The organism is Janthinobacterium sp. GW822-FHT07A03 (genome assembly GCF_058798815.1).
In genome coordinates this window covers 353,644-368,144 of record NZ_JBXAKW010000004.1, presented here as the reverse complement: position 1 = coordinate 368,144, position 14,501 = coordinate 353,644, and the positions used below count along the sequence as shown (strand labels likewise).

General features: G+C 63.4%; 16 protein-coding genes. 10 read left to right on the top strand and 6 right to left on the bottom strand.

From position 1 onward, the window contains the following. Positions 1 to 288 precede the first annotated feature (288 nt). Positions 289 to 882 (bottom strand): cysteine hydrolase family protein, encoded by a 594-nt coding sequence (locus AC1RJW_RS14015; protein WP_493045453.1) that lies wholly within the window; start codon positions 880 to 882, stop codon positions 289 to 291. 83 nt (positions 883 to 965) lie between these two features. Next, positions 966 to 2,270 (bottom strand): MFS transporter, encoded by a 1,305-nt coding sequence (locus AC1RJW_RS14010; RefSeq protein WP_493045452.1) that lies wholly within the window; start codon positions 2,268 to 2,270, stop codon positions 966 to 968. Between the two features lie 152 nt (positions 2,271 to 2,422). Between AC1RJW_RS14010 and AC1RJW_RS14005 the strand changes: the two genes are divergently transcribed. Next, positions 2,423 to 3,139 carry an SDR family oxidoreductase gene (locus AC1RJW_RS14005; protein ID WP_493045451.1) on the top strand — a complete coding sequence of 239 codons (717 nt, stop codon included), beginning with the start codon at positions 2,423 to 2,425 and terminating at the stop codon, positions 3,137 to 3,139. A gap of 3 nt (positions 3,140 to 3,142) precedes the next feature. Here the strand turns inward: AC1RJW_RS14005 and AC1RJW_RS14000 are convergent, their stop codons facing one another. From AC1RJW_RS14000 to AC1RJW_RS13985, 4 genes are read right to left on the bottom strand one after another with little or no spacing between them, the layout of a single operon-like run. Beyond that, the gene (locus AC1RJW_RS14000) at positions 3,143 to 3,661 is read right to left on the bottom strand and encodes a hypothetical protein (protein ID WP_493045450.1); all 519 of its coding nucleotides are present in this window, start codon (positions 3,659 to 3,661) and stop codon (positions 3,143 to 3,145) included. A 56-nt stretch (positions 3,662 to 3,717) separates the two neighbouring features. Continuing rightward, positions 3,718 to 4,449 (bottom strand): Lcl C-terminal domain-containing protein, encoded by a 732-nt coding sequence (locus AC1RJW_RS13995; protein WP_493045449.1) that lies wholly within the window; start codon positions 4,447 to 4,449, stop codon positions 3,718 to 3,720. Continuing rightward, positions 4,433 to 4,954 (bottom strand): DUF1993 domain-containing protein, encoded by a 522-nt coding sequence (locus AC1RJW_RS13990; RefSeq protein WP_493045448.1) that lies wholly within the window; start codon positions 4,952 to 4,954, stop codon positions 4,433 to 4,435. The genes AC1RJW_RS13995 and AC1RJW_RS13990 overlap by 17 nt, the downstream gene beginning before the upstream one ends. 48 nt (positions 4,955 to 5,002) lie before the next feature. After that, entirely contained in the window at positions 5,003 to 5,497 is a 495-nt protein-coding gene (locus tag AC1RJW_RS13985) for a hypothetical protein (RefSeq protein WP_493045447.1), read from the bottom strand. 128 nt (positions 5,498 to 5,625) lie between these two features. Between AC1RJW_RS13985 and AC1RJW_RS13980 the strand changes: the two genes are divergently transcribed. From AC1RJW_RS13980 to AC1RJW_RS13940, 9 genes are all read left to right on the top strand, one after another. Further along, a complete protein-coding gene (locus tag AC1RJW_RS13980; RefSeq protein WP_493045446.1) occupies positions 5,626 to 6,054 on the top strand; it encodes a hypothetical protein in 429 nt (142 codons plus the stop codon). 93 nt (positions 6,055 to 6,147) lie between these two features. After that, positions 6,148 to 7,104, top strand: a complete 957-nt coding sequence (locus AC1RJW_RS13975) for a bifunctional helix-turn-helix transcriptional regulator/GNAT family N-acetyltransferase (protein WP_493045445.1) — start codon at positions 6,148 to 6,150, stop codon at positions 7,102 to 7,104. A 107-nt stretch (positions 7,105 to 7,211) separates the two neighbouring features. Then, positions 7,212 to 7,850: a TetR/AcrR family transcriptional regulator gene (locus AC1RJW_RS13970; RefSeq protein WP_493045444.1), complete on the top strand. Its 639-nt coding sequence runs from the start codon at positions 7,212 to 7,214 to the stop codon at positions 7,848 to 7,850. Positions 7,851 to 7,966: 116 nt separating this feature from the next. Further along, positions 7,967 to 8,776 carry an alpha/beta fold hydrolase gene (locus AC1RJW_RS13965; RefSeq protein ID WP_493045443.1) on the top strand — a complete coding sequence of 270 codons (810 nt, stop codon included), beginning with the start codon at positions 7,967 to 7,969 and terminating at the stop codon, positions 8,774 to 8,776. Between the two features lie 147 nt (positions 8,777 to 8,923). Continuing rightward, on the top strand, positions 8,924 to 11,137 hold the full coding sequence (locus AC1RJW_RS13960; RefSeq protein WP_493045442.1) for a TonB-dependent receptor: 2,214 nt from the start codon (positions 8,924 to 8,926) through the stop codon (positions 11,135 to 11,137). A gap of 84 nt (positions 11,138 to 11,221) precedes the next feature. Then, a complete protein-coding gene (locus AC1RJW_RS13955) occupies positions 11,222 to 12,217 on the top strand; it encodes an extracellular catalytic domain type 1 short-chain-length polyhydroxyalkanoate depolymerase (RefSeq protein WP_493045440.1) in 996 nt (331 codons plus the stop codon). 75 nt (positions 12,218 to 12,292) lie between these two features. After that, entirely contained in the window at positions 12,293 to 13,156 is an 864-nt protein-coding gene (locus AC1RJW_RS13950; RefSeq protein ID WP_493045438.1) for a hypothetical protein, read from the top strand. A gap of 127 nt (positions 13,157 to 13,283) precedes the next feature. Further along, positions 13,284 to 13,946: a hypothetical protein gene (locus tag AC1RJW_RS13945; RefSeq protein WP_493045437.1), complete on the top strand. Its 663-nt coding sequence runs from the start codon at positions 13,284 to 13,286 to the stop codon at positions 13,944 to 13,946. 39 nt (positions 13,947 to 13,985) lie between these two features. Next, positions 13,986 to 14,429, top strand: coding sequence for a DUF695 domain-containing protein (locus AC1RJW_RS13940; protein WP_493045436.1), 444 nt, complete (start codon positions 13,986 to 13,988; stop codon positions 14,427 to 14,429). The last annotated feature ends 72 nt before the right edge of the window (positions 14,430 to 14,501 follow it).

The window sequence follows — 14,501 nt, the reverse complement described above, 5'->3', positions numbered from 1 at the left end:
AGTCTTATATAAGACATATAACTTAAATTAAGTCTTTGTTTTTCAATGGCTTAATTATGGTTTTTCAGGATATGAAATGAATTTTCAAAAAGTGAGAGGATTTATTGATGAGTCTGCTGTTCGGAATTCCGCGATGTGAAACGTCTTTTCAGAATTTGGTGCAGCGCGGCAAATCGGGGCGAAAAAAAACCACCCGAAGGTGGCTGTGGCTTGTTTATGCCTGTTTGCAATGTGGAAAGGGCACTGCGCCATTGCTTTTCAGTGCAAGTGTCGCGTGCCAGCTACAGCTTAGCGGACAAGCTGCCGTCCTGGCGCAGGAGCAGGGCGGGACAGCGCATCGAGCACCTGCGCCGTCGTCACCACTTGCGCATACTCGCCGTGCAAATTGGCCAGCGCCATCGCATGCACCTCGTCCGCCGTTCTTGGCGTGCCCGCATAATCGACTTGAGCAAACGCAAAACACGCATCGGCGACCACCTGCGTGGCAAAGCCCAGATTACCCGCCGTGCGCGCGCTCGATTCCACGGAATTGTTGGTGCTGACGCCCACTATGACCAGCTTGCTGATGCTGCGCACGCGCAGCCAGCGTTCCAGTCCCGAGTGGATGAAGGCATCTGGCACATTTTTCTCCACGACATGCTCTTCCGGTAACGGCGCCAGCGCTGTCTGGAATTCCACGCCGGACTGGCCGGGCCAGAAGGGCGAGCCTGGCGTTCTGGAAATGTGGCGCACATGCACGACGGTGGCGTCCGCTGCGCGCCAGGCTTGCAGCAAGGTGGCGATCTGGCGTTCCGCGGCGGGATTGTTGCGGCTTCCGGCGGCAGGGCTGGCCATGCCTTGTTGCATGTCGATGATGATCAGTGCGGGACGGTGGGCATGCATGTCTGTAGCCTGGAAATGATGGCAGGCGCACCTGGCGCCTGCCTGGGGAAATAGTGTTGCGGTGATTGCCGCAGGGCGCGAATCTAGCGTCCCACCGTCTGCCGCTGATCCTTGATGAACAGCGCCGTCAGCATGCCCACCACGCACACGCCGATCACGTAATAGGCGGGGCCCAGCACATTGTTCTTCAGCATCAGGGTCACGACCACGGGCGTCAGGCCGCCGAAAATCGCGTACGACAAGTTGTAGGAAAACGACAGTCCCGAGAAGCGCACCTGCGCCGGGAACGCCTGCACCAGCACGTAGGGCACGGCGCCGACGACGCCGACGAACAGGCCCGTCATCGCGTACAGGGGCAGCAGCAGGTCGGGGCGGGTGCCGACGGTCGTGTAGAAGATATAGGTACTGATGGCCAGCAGCACGGAGCCGGTGAAGATCACGCGCTTGCCGCCCAGGCGGTCGGCCAGCATGCCGGCGATGATGCAGCCGAAGGCTAGGCACAGGGTCGCCACGGTATTGGCCACCAGCGTGGTGCGCGGCGCGATGTGGTGGATCTTTTGCAGCAGGGCAGGCGTCATCAGGATGACGACGACGATGCCGGCCGACAGCATCCACGTCAGCAGCATCGACACGACGACGGCGCCGCGGTGGCTGCGCAGCACGGATTTCAGGGGCATTTCCGTCGCCAGCGCCTTGCGCTGCTGCATTTCCGCAAAGACGGGGGTTTCATGCAGCCAGCGGCGCAGATACATGGCGCCGAAGCCGAAGATGCCGCCCAGCAAGAACGGATAGCGCCAGGCGCCGTCGGCGATTTCTGCCGGCGTGTAGACGGTGTTGAGGCCCGTCGCGACGAGCGAGCCGAGCAGGATGCCCACCGTCAGGCCGGCCGTCAGCACGCCGCAGGCAAAGCCCGTGAAACGGCTCGGTACGTGTTCGGAGACAAACACCCAGGCGCCCGGTACTTCGCCGCCCACGGCCGCGCCCTGGAAGATGCGCATCAAGAGCAGCAGCAGCGGGGCGGCCAGGCCGATGCTGGCGTAGGTGGGCAGCAGGCCGATCAGCAGGGTCGGCACGGCCATCATCAGGATGGAGAGGGTAAACATGCGCTTGCGGCCCAGCAAGTCGCCGAAGTGGGCCATGACGATGCCGCCCAGCGGACGCACGACGTAGCCGGCGGCAAAGATGCCGAAGGTTTGCAGCAAGCGCAGCCAGTCCGGCATTTCCGGCGGGAAGAACAATTGCCCGATGGCGTTGGCAAAGAAGACGAAGATGATGAAATCGTAGAATTCCAGCGCGCCGCCGAGGGCGGCCAGCGACAGGGTCTTGTAGTCTTGCTGGGTGAGGGGACGGCTTGCGGCGTGGATGGCGGCGGTGTTGGATGTAGGCATGTGTCTCGTTCTTGTGTGTTATCGGAGATTGCCAGATCTAGCATACGCATTTCCGCCGCGCGAGTAAACGCGGCGCGTACGGGGATCAGCCTCAGCTGTGCTTAATACAACGCCGCTATCATCCGCGTTGACTTCATTGGAAAGGACACAGTATGCACATCATGATCGTGGGCGCCAGCCGGGGCCTGGGACGCGCGCTGGTGGACGGTTTGCTCGCTGACGGGCATGCCGTCATCGGCGTATCGCGCCAGCAACCCGCCGACTTGCCTGCCGGCCCAGGTACACGGCTGCAATGGATCGCGGCGGACCTGGCCGTACCCGCGGAGGCCGTCGAACGCATCGCCCGCGAAGCGCCCGCCGCGCTGGACGCGGTGATCTACAACCTGGGCATATGGGAAGAAAAGGCCTTCAGCGATGACTACGCCTTCCTCGGTGATGCGGACGACACCATCGTCGACATGGTCAATACCAACATCACGTCGACCATTTTGCTGCTCAAGCGTCTGGTGCCGCGCTTACTCAACAGCAACAAGCCGCAACTGATCCTCACGGGCTCGACGTCCGGCCTGCGCCAGAGCGGCCGCCCGGAAGTGACGTTCAGCGCCTCGAAATTCGCCCTGAACGGCATCGCCGATGCCTTGCGCGAAGGATTCCGCGCACAGGGGCTGGCCGTGACGGCGCTGCAGCTCGGTTATCTGAATACCTACGATGGCTTGTCCGTGCCGCTGGCGGACGCCGCCGCGCGGGGCGAAGGCGAGCTGATCCCCGTGCATGACGTCGTTGCCGTCGTGCGCACGCTGCTGAACCTGTCGAATGCCTCGTTCGTGCGCGAACTGGTGCTGCCGGCGCTGCACGACGAGCGTTTTTAACCCCTAGGCGTCTGCGCCATAGACTTCGCTCCAGCCGAGACGCTCTTCCAGCCACTCATCCGCTTCGGACGAGTCCATGTGCAGCAGCAGCGCGCCCAGCCGCAGCTGGCCCTTGGCCAGGGCCAGCACGGCGAACACGGATTCGAGCATGACGGGGTCCAGCTGGCCCTGCAGGTCGCGCGCGGCGATGGCGGGCAGCTGCGCCCAGGCCGCCTGGTAGCTGGCGGCCAGCCAGTCCGGCAGCGGCGGATTATGCTTGCGGTGGCGTTCCAGCTCGATCAGGGCGATGAGCGCATAGAAATCTTCCTCGCGCGATGGTGCGTTGCCCAGCAGGTGGACGAGCTGGGGCACGGCCGCATACGAGGCGACGCCCACGTCGCCCTGGTGGTGCAGCTCTTCCCACAGCTCATGCCAGACGTCTTCGCCTGCCTGCATGGCCTTGAGCGCCCCGGCCACGTCATAGGGCGTGCGGTAGCCGCCTTCCAGGGTGGGCCAGATGGGATCGTCGAGTGATAACAGCATGGGTTTCCTTGATGATTGGGGAACGCTCGCCTGAGCAAACGCGCACTATACAAGCACTAAGCAAGCACCCGGCGCACGCAGCGTGCGTAGCCGTCAAATTCGCGCGCGTTCTGATAGGCGACGCCCGTATCAAAATCCTTGCACCAGGCTTCGCCCCCGATGTCGCCCGGCTCGCTTGACCAGTGCCAGTTCGGCCGGAACGCCTCTTTCAAGGTCGCATACAGCAAGGTCTGCTCGCGCCGATCCGGCAAGCTGTGGCCCAGGCTGGCGGCCCAGTTGGATGCGGCTTGCCAGGAATGGTTCTCCAGCTCGCACTCGTCCGGCAGCAGCACCAGGTGGTAATCGGGCGCGCCATCCGTACCGAGGATCAGGCCGGCGTAGCGTTCGCCCTGCTGCAGGGGGACGGGCGCGGCGGCCGAGGCCGGCAATTCGGCCCGGCGCACGGCGCAGGCGCGGCCGGAATAAGTCTTGCGATAGTTGTACTGGGTGCCGTTGTCGAAATCGTGGCTCCAGGCCATGCGGGGCAGGATGGCGTCCGCTTCCGACGACCAGTACCACGCATCCGGGAAAGCGTGGCCCAGGTTGGCGTGGAGCAAGGCCAGCTCGCTGCGCGTCGGCAGGCAGGCGCCGCGCGCCGCGGCCCAGTCCAGCGCGGCTTGCCAGGGCAGGGCATCAGCCTCGCCGGGCAGCAGGAATAGCTGGTAGCCGGCGGCACCGTCCTGGCCAGGCATCACGCCCGCGTAGCGCTCGCCGGCAGCGGCGCCCTGGTCGTTATGCCTGGCGTGCATAGGCAAACATATGTTGTACGTACTCGGCCTTGCCGAGCGGCACGCCGTTATGGCGCAGGATGTTGTACGCCGTCACCAGGTGAAAATAGAATTGCGGCGTGGCCCAGTTGAGCGCGTATTCCAGGCCCGTCATGTCGAAGCTCAAGCCACCGGCCAGGGTGATCGACACTTGCTGCTGGGCACTGTCGTCGATTGCGCTGCGGTCCGCGGCGGCCAGCAAGTCCAGCGTGTGCGCGATCAGCGCCTTGGCTTCCGGCATGCTGGCGGGCGTGGCGAGCCGGGGCAGCGCCTGCCGCGTCAGCCGGCACACGGCTTCCTGCGCCTGCGTGCACGTGAATTCCACCTGCCGCGCCAGGGTGTGCATGTCGGGCGCCAGGCGCGCATCGAGCAGGTTTTGCGGATCGAAACCCAGCGCCTGGGCGCGTTCTTCGCCTTTAGTTAACAGCGTCGTCAGGGAGCGCAGCATCTGTGCAAAGCAGGGGATGGTGATGGCGTAGACCGACATGGATATTCCTCAAGTAGTTATATGAACAGGGGGAAAGGCAGGCGGCCCTTACGGATGTCCCAGCACGCCCGGGCAATGCTCGAACCAGCCATCGTCTTCTTCCGTGGCAATAAATGCCGCGATCAGCGCTTGCTGCGCGGGCGGCGCGGCGGCCAGCAGGGTGTTGAAGCAGGTGATGGCCGAGGCGTTGGGCGTGCCGGCGCCGTTGGCGATACCGACGAGAAAGTCACCCGCCCAGTCGGGCAGGGTGGCGATCAGGCGCGGCAGTTCGTGCAGCAGGGCGGTGCAATACGCCGTCTCGCCGAAACGCCAGGCGGCGCGGTTGGCCGTCTGGTAGGCGCCGTAATCGTGCTCGGCCTGTACGGATTGCACAATCGCCAGCGCGTAGTGCGCGCCTTCCGTGCCCGTCAGCGCATCGAGCATGGCGCAGTAGCGCTGGAAGCGCCGCTGGGCTTCATCGGGCGGCGTGGTGCGGTCGTTATCCTGAACGATATTGCCCACAATTAAGAGTTCGGTTTTCCAGAGTTCGAAGGCTGTCGGCATGGCTGTGGCTGGCGAGAGTGGCGTCGGCCATGATTATGCCCGGCCATTGGTGTTTCAGCGTGCTGATTGAACATGCTACAGTCCGCCTTTGCCGCCAGCCTGGCGCGGCTTTGCCTGGATCATGATTGATGCCCACCTGGACTTCCCCGCCCCAACTCGTCGCCCTGGCCGCCTTGTATGCGCAAGCGCAAGCCCAGCCGGATGCCTACAGCGACGCGGCCTTCCTCGATGCCGTCAAGGCTGCCCACTGGCCCACCAACTGCTGGAGTTACGTGGAAGCATCGTTCGCCATCATCGCCCCAGCCTGCCTGCTGCGTCCGCATCTGACCGCCGGGCTGATCGCCCTGCCCATCGACGCCATGATCGCCGGCGGCCTGGAGGATGTGGAGCAAGTCATCGCGATCGGCCGGGCCTGCGCCACGCGCGACGCGCCGTATGTGGAGGTGAGCGAGGACGGCAAGCGCTGGCTGACACAGGTGTGGCCGGGCCTGGGGGAGGTGGTCGAGACCGTGTTTCAGGCCAGGCTGCAGGCGGCGCTGGCCGATGATGATGAATAAGCGATGAAGAAGCGATCAACAAACGCTGACGCTTGACGCCGAAAGTCCGTTTACGTTAGGGTATACGTAACTACTTACATATATCCTTTCAACATGTCTTCCAATTTGCAAACCTATGGCTCGCTGATGCTGGCCAGCCGCCTGCGCCGTCTTTCCGATCAATTGTATGCGGGCGTCGATACCAGTTATCTGGCGGCCGGCGTCGAGCTGACGTCGCGTTGTTTCCCCTTGTTATTGCTGCTGCGCGACAATGGTCCCACGTCTATCACGGTCCTGGCCGCGCAGATAGGGCAGACGCATCCGGTGGTGGTGCAGCTGGGACGCAAGCTGCTCGACGCTGGCGTGGTGGCGGAGCTGCCGGACGCCAAGGATGAGCGCCGCCGGCTGCTGGCGCTGTCCGACGCCGGGCAAGCCTTGCTGCGCAGCATGGCGCCCCTGTGGGATGACGTGCGCGCCGCCGTTGACGCCGTGTTCGAACAGGGTACGCCGCAGCTGATGGCCAGTTTGGACCGGGCCGAAGCGCGCTTGCAGGCGCAGGGTTTCGGCGAGACGATCGCCGCCTGCCGGCGCCAGCGCGAGCGGGCGGCCGTGGAGATCATCGCGTACGACGCCCAGTACGCGGCCGACTTCAAGCGCCTGAATATCGCCTGGCTGGAACGCTACTTTTATGTCGAGGCGCTCGACGACAAGGTGCTGTCCGATCCGCAACGCTCGATCCTCGACGATGGCGGGCAGATTTTCCTGGCGCGCCTGGACGGCAAGATCGTCGGCACGTGTGCCCTGATCCGTGCCGGAGAGGCCAGCATCGAACTGTCGAAGATGGCCGTCACGCCCGAATGCCAGGGCCTGGGCATTGCGCGCCGGCTGATCGAACGGGCTTTCGACGCCTTCGAGGCCAGCGGCGCGCAACTGCTGTTCCTGGAGTCAAACAGCAAGCTGGCGCCCGCCATCCGCCTGTATGAAAGCAGCGGTTTTACGCACGTGGCGCGGCCCGCCGGCGACGCGCATTACCAGCGCGCCGACGTCTACATGGAGTGGCAGGGCAGGTAGCACACGCCAGAACGCCACGCGGCGCTCCCCATCGGCCGTCTCCCGCGTTACAATACGTGCTCCCATAACGGAACCGTGGTTCCACTATCGAGAGACGCCGACGCCGCATGCCTTCCTTCCCGATGCCCTTTCCGCAGATGATCGTTCCACCCGAGCCCACCCAGGCGCGCAGCAAGCAGGCGTTCGAGCGCCTGCTGCTGGTGGGTGAACAGTTGCTGGCGGAAAACCGTTTCGATGAAATCGGCGTGGCCGACCTGGCCAAACTGGCGGAAACCTCGGTGGGCACGTTTTACCGTTTATTGGGCGACAAGGACACCCTGAGCCGCTTGCTGCTGCAGCGCTTTTTTTCCGACATGGTGGAAAAAGTCGAAACCCTGACGGAGCTGCGCCAGTGGGAAGGGCGCAGCCTGGAAGAGTTCATCCGCGCCATGGTGGCCATGTTCGTGGCCGTCAACCTGGGCCGGCGCGGCGTGCTGCGCGCCCTGATCACGCGCGCGTCGCAGGATGCGCAATTTCGCGACAGGGTGCACCAGATCAATCATCTGATCTCGCAACGCACGGTTGCCGTGCTGGCCAGCAAGTCCTCCAGCATCCGCCACCCGAACCCCACGCAGGCGATGATGGTCGTGCCGCCCGTGTTGCTGGGCATCCTGAACCAGCATACCTTGACGGGTTCACTATCCTTTTTATCGGGCGCGGCGCTCGAGGATGAGCTGGTGCGTGTTGCTTTAAATTACCTGACTTGAGATATTTCGCGATTTAACTTGAAATCGGAATTCGGATTCCGTATTATGTTTTCCAACAGCAGGAAAACATATTCCTGCACCTGAACACAAAGCATGTTCAACAGCAAGGAGACAGAATGCGGCGTCACACGACATCCGATGTTCCATTGCATTACCTCGACCTGGGCAGGGAGCAGGGCGAGCCCGCGCAGTCAGAGCCTATTTTCCTGTTGCACGGCCTCGGTTCCTGCGCCGAGGACTGGCGCCCGCAAATCGATGCCCTCGGCAGCAGCTACCGCCTGATCGTGCCCGACATGCGCGGTCATGGCGCCAGTCCCGCGCCACACGGCGACTGGCAGATAGGCGACTTCGCCAACGACCTTTTCAATTTGATGGACCAGCTCGACGTGCCGCGCGCACACATCGTCGGCTTTTCCCTGGGCGGCATGGTGGGCCTGGAAATGGCCAACCGCGCCCCTGGCCGGGTGGCCAGTTTGTGCCTGATCAACTCGCAACCGTTCCAGGGCCGCAAGCCCGCGTCCTTGCTGTTTGCCTACTGGCTGCGGCGCACCGTGATCGCCACCTTCGGCCTGAAAGCCATGGGCAAGATCATCGGCAAGAAACTGTTTCCCGATCCGCCACAGCAGCCTTTGGTCGAGCGCTTCGCCACGCAGATGGCGGGCATGGACAAGCGCGCCTACCTGGCCGCGCTGGACGCCATCTTTCACTGGGATATCGACATCCATTTCCAGGCCCTGGCCATGCCCGTCTTTATCATGGCGGCCGATCAGGATTACACGCCCGTCGCCAGCAAGCGGGCCTTTGCCGCACAGTTTCAGCAGTGCGAGATCGAGATCATCGCGAACTCGCGCCATGCCACGCCCCTGGACCAGGCGCAGCGTGTGAATACCTTGTTGCAGTCCTTCCTCGCCACACATTCAAAATAAACAGGCCACTCGCCGCACGGGCAGGGTCCGGGAAACAGTCATCGCAGGGCAGGTGCTCGCTTCACGCGCGCGGGTACCGTGACGTCTTGCGATTCTGCAAACCGGCCGTCTTCCCTGGTGGTAAGCAAGCCTGACATTGGAGACGCTATGAAACTTGCTTTGAAATTAATGCCCGCCGCCCTCGCCGTTGCCGGCGCGTTTGCCACCCAGGCCCAGGCGCAGGAGGCCAGTCCGGCTACTGCTGTCAGCGCCCAGGAAGCCAGCGAAGCCAGCGACGCAAAAGAACGCATGGAAACTGTTACCGTTTCTGCCCGCCGCCGCGAAGAACGGCTGCAGGACGTGCCGCTGGCCGTCACGGCGTTTTCCGCCAAGGCCCTGGAGCGGGCGAATATCCAGAACCTGGCCGACTTGCAGGAGCGCGTGCCGAACCTGACCGTGTACGCCTCGCGCGGCACGAATACCACCCTGACCGCGTTTATCCGCGGCGTGGGCCAGGCCGACCCCGTCTGGGGCGTGGACCCGGGCGTGGGCATTTATTTTGACGACGTCTACATGGCCCGTCCGCAAGGCGCCTTGCTCGACGTATTCGACGTGCAGCGCATCGAAGTGCTGCGCGGCCCGCAAGGCACCTTGTACGGCAAGAACACCATCGGCGGCGCCATCAAGTACATTTCGCGCCCCCTGGCGAAGGAAAACGGTGCCTCGGCGGAAGTGGGCCTCGGTAATTACAACCAGCGCAACTTCAAGGCCGCCTTCAACCTGGCCAACGAGAGCGGCACCTGGCGCGCGCGCCTGGCCGCTGCCAAGCTGGACCGCGACGGTTTCGGCCGCAACACGTTTAACGGCGAACAGGTCAGCGACCAGGACAGCACGGCCGCGCGCCTGTCCGTCGGCTATTTTCCGCAGGACATACCGCTCACCGTCGTGCTGAGCCTGGACGCCACGGACGACAAATCGGGCGTGCGCGGTTTCCAGCGCATGGGCGTGAGCGCCTTCGACCCGTTCAAGCGTCCCGCCAGCACCAGCGCCTACGATATCCAGAGCGGCATGCCGGGCAACAACTTTACGCATAACCGGGGCGGCTCGCTGGTGGCCAACTACACCTTGTCGAACGACTGGTCCGTGAAAGTGATCGGCGCCAAGCGGCGCAGCACGTCCGAGCAAACCATCGACTTCGACGGCTTGCCGCAACCGATTGCCGACGTCTTCGGCGATTCGCGCGACGAACAGAAAAGCCTGGAATTGCAGGCGTCATACAGCGGCGACTATGGCGCCGGCGTGATCGGCCTGTACCGCTTCGAAGGCACGGCCGGCGGCGGCATCTACAACAACTTCCTGGGGCGCCAGTTCACGGCCGCCGTCAGCACGGTGGAGACGGACAGCACGGCGCTGTACACGGACTGGACCTGGCCGTTGGGCAAGGTGTGGAGCATCAATGCGGGCTTGCGCCACACGCGCGAGGAAAAGCGCGCCATCGTGCTCAACCGCGCTTTTGCCGATGTGGGCTTTACGCGGCCCATCCAGACGGCGGCCGACTTCGACAAGTCCTTGTCGGTGAGCAATACCTCGCCGAAAATTTCCGTGCGCTATGAAGCGTCGAAGACGACGAATTTCTACAGCAACCTGTCGCGCGGCTTCAAGTCCGGCGGCTACAACGTGCGCGCCAACAACCTGGTGGTGCCCGATTCCGCGCGGCCCTACAAGGATGAAAAACTCGACGCGCTGGAAGTGGGCATGAAGTATGCGGCGCCGGACGACACCTTCGACGCCAACGTGGCCCTGTTCTACAACCGCTACAAGGATATTCAATTGTCCGTCTTCACCAGCTATGTGCAGCCGGGCGGCGTGCCAGGCTTCTATGGCGACTTCACGAATGCGGGCAAGGGGACCGTCAAGGGTGCGGAGTTCGAGTTTTCGTGGCGGCCCAACCGTCAGTGGGAAGTCAACGGTTTCCTCGCCTTGCTCGATGCCAACTATGACGAGTTCATGAGCGGCGGCAAGAACATTGCGGATACGCAAAAGTTCAGCAATACGCCAGCCCGGCAAGTGGGCCTGAATGTGACGCGCACGGACCGCGACGTGTTCGGCGGCGCCTTGCGCAGCATGCTCGGCTATGGCTACCGCAGCAAGGTGTATCCGACGACGGACTTGAGCGAAACCCTGGCGCAGGGCGGCTACAGCATCTGGACGGCCGGCGTCGTGTGGGAAGCGCCGAAGAACTGGACCTTCAGCTTGCATGGCAGCAACCTGGGGAATAAGCGCTACCGCACGGATGGCTACAACATTCCGGCCGTGTTTATCCTCGACGGTTTCTATGGTCCGCCGCGCCAGATCATCGCCAAGGCTGGCTACAAATTTTAAGGGGTAGTAGAAGTGCCGGCTTGACGGGCGTCAAGCCGGGTCGTTGTCGCTGTTTTCGTCGTGAATAATAATCAGGAGACTGGCATGGCAAATCTGCATCAGCAACTGCGTCACTTGTTATCTGCACTCATCGCCGCCTGCGGCTTGCTGGCCGCGCTGCCGGCTTCCGCCGGGCAGTGGGACTTCGGCCTGTACGCGAGCCTGTGGGGTTCGCGCGAATACCAGGTCTGGCTACCGAGCAATTACAATCCGAACACGCCGCTGCCCGTGGTGCTGATGCTGCACGGCTGCGGTTCGGAACCGAACAGCATGGCCGCCGTCAGCCGCTACAACCAGCTGGCCGACAGCGAAAACTTCATCGTCGTCTACCCGCGCCAGAACGTTACGGCCAACCCCATGCGTTGCTGGAATTTCATGTTGCCCTTGAACCAGGAGCGGGGCACGGGCGAGCCGGCCGTGCTGATGGGCATCTTGAACAAGGTCAAGAATAACTACGCGGTGCAGGACAGCCGCGTGTACGTGACGGGCATCTCGGCCGGCGGCGCCATGGCGTCCATCATGGCCGCCTGCTACTCCGACGTGTTCGCCGCCGTGATGGTGCATTCGGGCGGCATGTACAAGGGCGCTACCGGCATGGTCACGGCGGCCGACTCGCTGTTCAACGGCAGCTCGTTCGACCCGAAAGTGCGGGGCAAGGATGCCTGGCGCTGCTCCGGTTCGCCGCGCCGGCTGATGCCGACGATGGTGTTTCACGGCACTTCGGACATCGTCGTCAACCCCGTCAACGGCGAACAAACCATCGAGCAATTCCTGCAGACCAGCGATTACGGCGACGATGGTCTCGACAATGACAGCGTGCGCTACCGTGCCGACAGCATCGTGCGCCAGACGGTGCCGTACGGCCGCAGCTATTCCATCGACACCTACCTGCACAACGGCGCCGTCATCGCGCAAAAGTACACGGTCGAGGGCATGAACCACGCGTGGAGCGGCGGTCCTCCCGGCTGGCCATTCAGCGACGAGCTGGGCCCGGACGCCACCGCGATCAGCTGGAATTTCTTCAAGAATTACCAGCGCTGATGCAGTAAGGCAATTTACAGCTTGTACAATGGGGCGCAGCGATTGCGCCCCATTTTTATGCCCGTGAAAGATCCCATGCCTGCTTGCCGCCTGCTGTCCTGCTTTGCCGCCGTACTGCTGTCCGCTTGCGCCAGCACCGTCCCGTCCGCGCCATCGGCGGCCGACCTGCAAGCGTTCGAGCGTGCCGCCCAGCAAGACAGCATGCGCAGCGAGTGCGACTGGAACGTGCGTTATGCGCCCGTCGCGCCCAAGGACGCCAGCGTGGCGCAATTGCAGGCCATCGCCACGGCGCGCCTGGCGGCCCTGCAGCTGGCGCCCGCCTGGACCCTGGCCATGCCCGGCAGCGAGGCGCACGCTTTCACGGACTCGGCGCAAGACCGTGCCGGGCTGCAATTGCTGCTCAGCATCGTCCTGCCGGCCATGGAGCGCTACCCGGCCGGCGTCTTCGCGCGCACGGGCTTGCGCCACGTCGTGCTGGTGAAGGATTTGAGCGTGGACGGCCAGCGCCGCCTGGCCATGCCGGCGCCGGAAATCGACAGCGTCGTCTACGCCGACAACCTGCTGGCCGCCCTGTGTCCGTCCGGCATGGAGTTGCGCGTGCACCACGAGTATTACCACTTCATCGAATACCGGCTGTTCGACGATTTCTATTACCGCGACCCCGCCTGGCTGGCCCTGAACCCGCCTGGCACGGCCTACGGCCAGGGCGGCGCCACGGCCTACGGCAAGGGTTTCCAGAACCTGGGCCACCCGCAGCCCGGGCTGGTGAGCCTGTACGCCGCCTACGGCCCCGAGGAAGACAAGGCGGAGGTGTTCGGCTGGATGATGGCGCCCGCGTATGCGTTGCGGCTGGAACAGTGGACGGCGTTTGATCCCGCCTTGCTGGCGAAGCGGCAATTGTTGATGAATGTATTGAGCAGCAAGACAGATTCTTACTAAATATCAACTCTGTTTCGCCTTTGCCACCAGGCGCACGTCCTGACGGCCGTCCGCCTGGCATTTCCTGGTAACTATATAATCGGCGCTTGGGCGATACCCGCCCCTGAATGTCGATTGAAGGAATGCCATGCCAGGATATTTCGTGCGCCCATTGGCGCTGTGTGTAATGTCGGCCGCGTGCCTCTCTGCCAGTGCCGCCGAGGCGGTGGCGGTGGATGCGCAGCAGCGCGCGTCCTTGCTGGATTTTTATGCGCAGCAATATCCGGGTGAACCGGCCACGCGCACCGTGTTCGAGAGCGTGCCCGTGGTCGGTAGCCGCGGCCGCGAAGTGGTGGGCAGCGTGGAAACGCCGCCGTATCGCGGTCATGGCGCGCTGTGCCGCACGCAGCGCACCAAATTCGTGTTGCACGGCGAGGGCAGGCAGGCCCGCTGGCAAGAGGCGGGCATGGAGTATTACGCCTGGCTCGACCGTGGCACTTGCCGCGCGGTGGCCGAACCCGTGCGCATGCTGCAACGGATTCCCGATGTGGAACTGGAAGGCGTGTTGCTGTACCAGAAGCCTCTGCTGGAGCGGGCGCGATTATTGATGGCGGGTAACACGGCCTGCGCCCCATCGCGCGCGCTCAAGTTTACGCTGGCGGCCGTCGACGTAGGCGCCGCCGCCCCGCGTGCCGAAGAGCGCTATGCGCTGGTGTTCAAGAGCGACCGCGACAGCTATGCCCGCGTCTGGCTGCGCAAGAGTGGCGCCCAGTATGACGCCTGGAATGTGACTTGCCCGCCAGTGCTGTAAGCTGCGCTCCCTCGATTTATTTTTTTGACTGTTGCAACCATGAACGAAAATTCCACTTCCGCCCGCAGCTGGGGCACCATCGTCACGCATAGCGACGAGATGGCCATCATCTACCGCTATGTCGACACCTTCCATGACGACTGGGACCTGTCGTCGCAGCCGGACCGCATCATCATCGCCTGGCGTTATGAGGACGAGACGGGCATGCCCGCGCCGAACGAGCGCGAGCATATGGAAGAGCTGGAAGCGGCGCTGGCGCCCGTGGTGGAAGAAGACGGCTTCGCCACCCTGGCGCTCGTGTCGACGGGCGAAAACTTGCGCGAATGGATTTATTACACGCAGTCGGGCGAAGAATTCTTCAATCGCCTGAACACGGCGCTGGCGCCGCGCCCGAAATTTCCGATTGAAATCCGCAGCGCGGCCGACCCCGCCTGGTCCACGTACGCGGGTTTCATGGCCGCACTGCCCCCAACGACCTTATAAACCCTGCTGCGCGTCGTGATCTGCCGCCTGCGATGCTCACTGTGCTAAAGCACAGTTCCGCTCTCGACGACA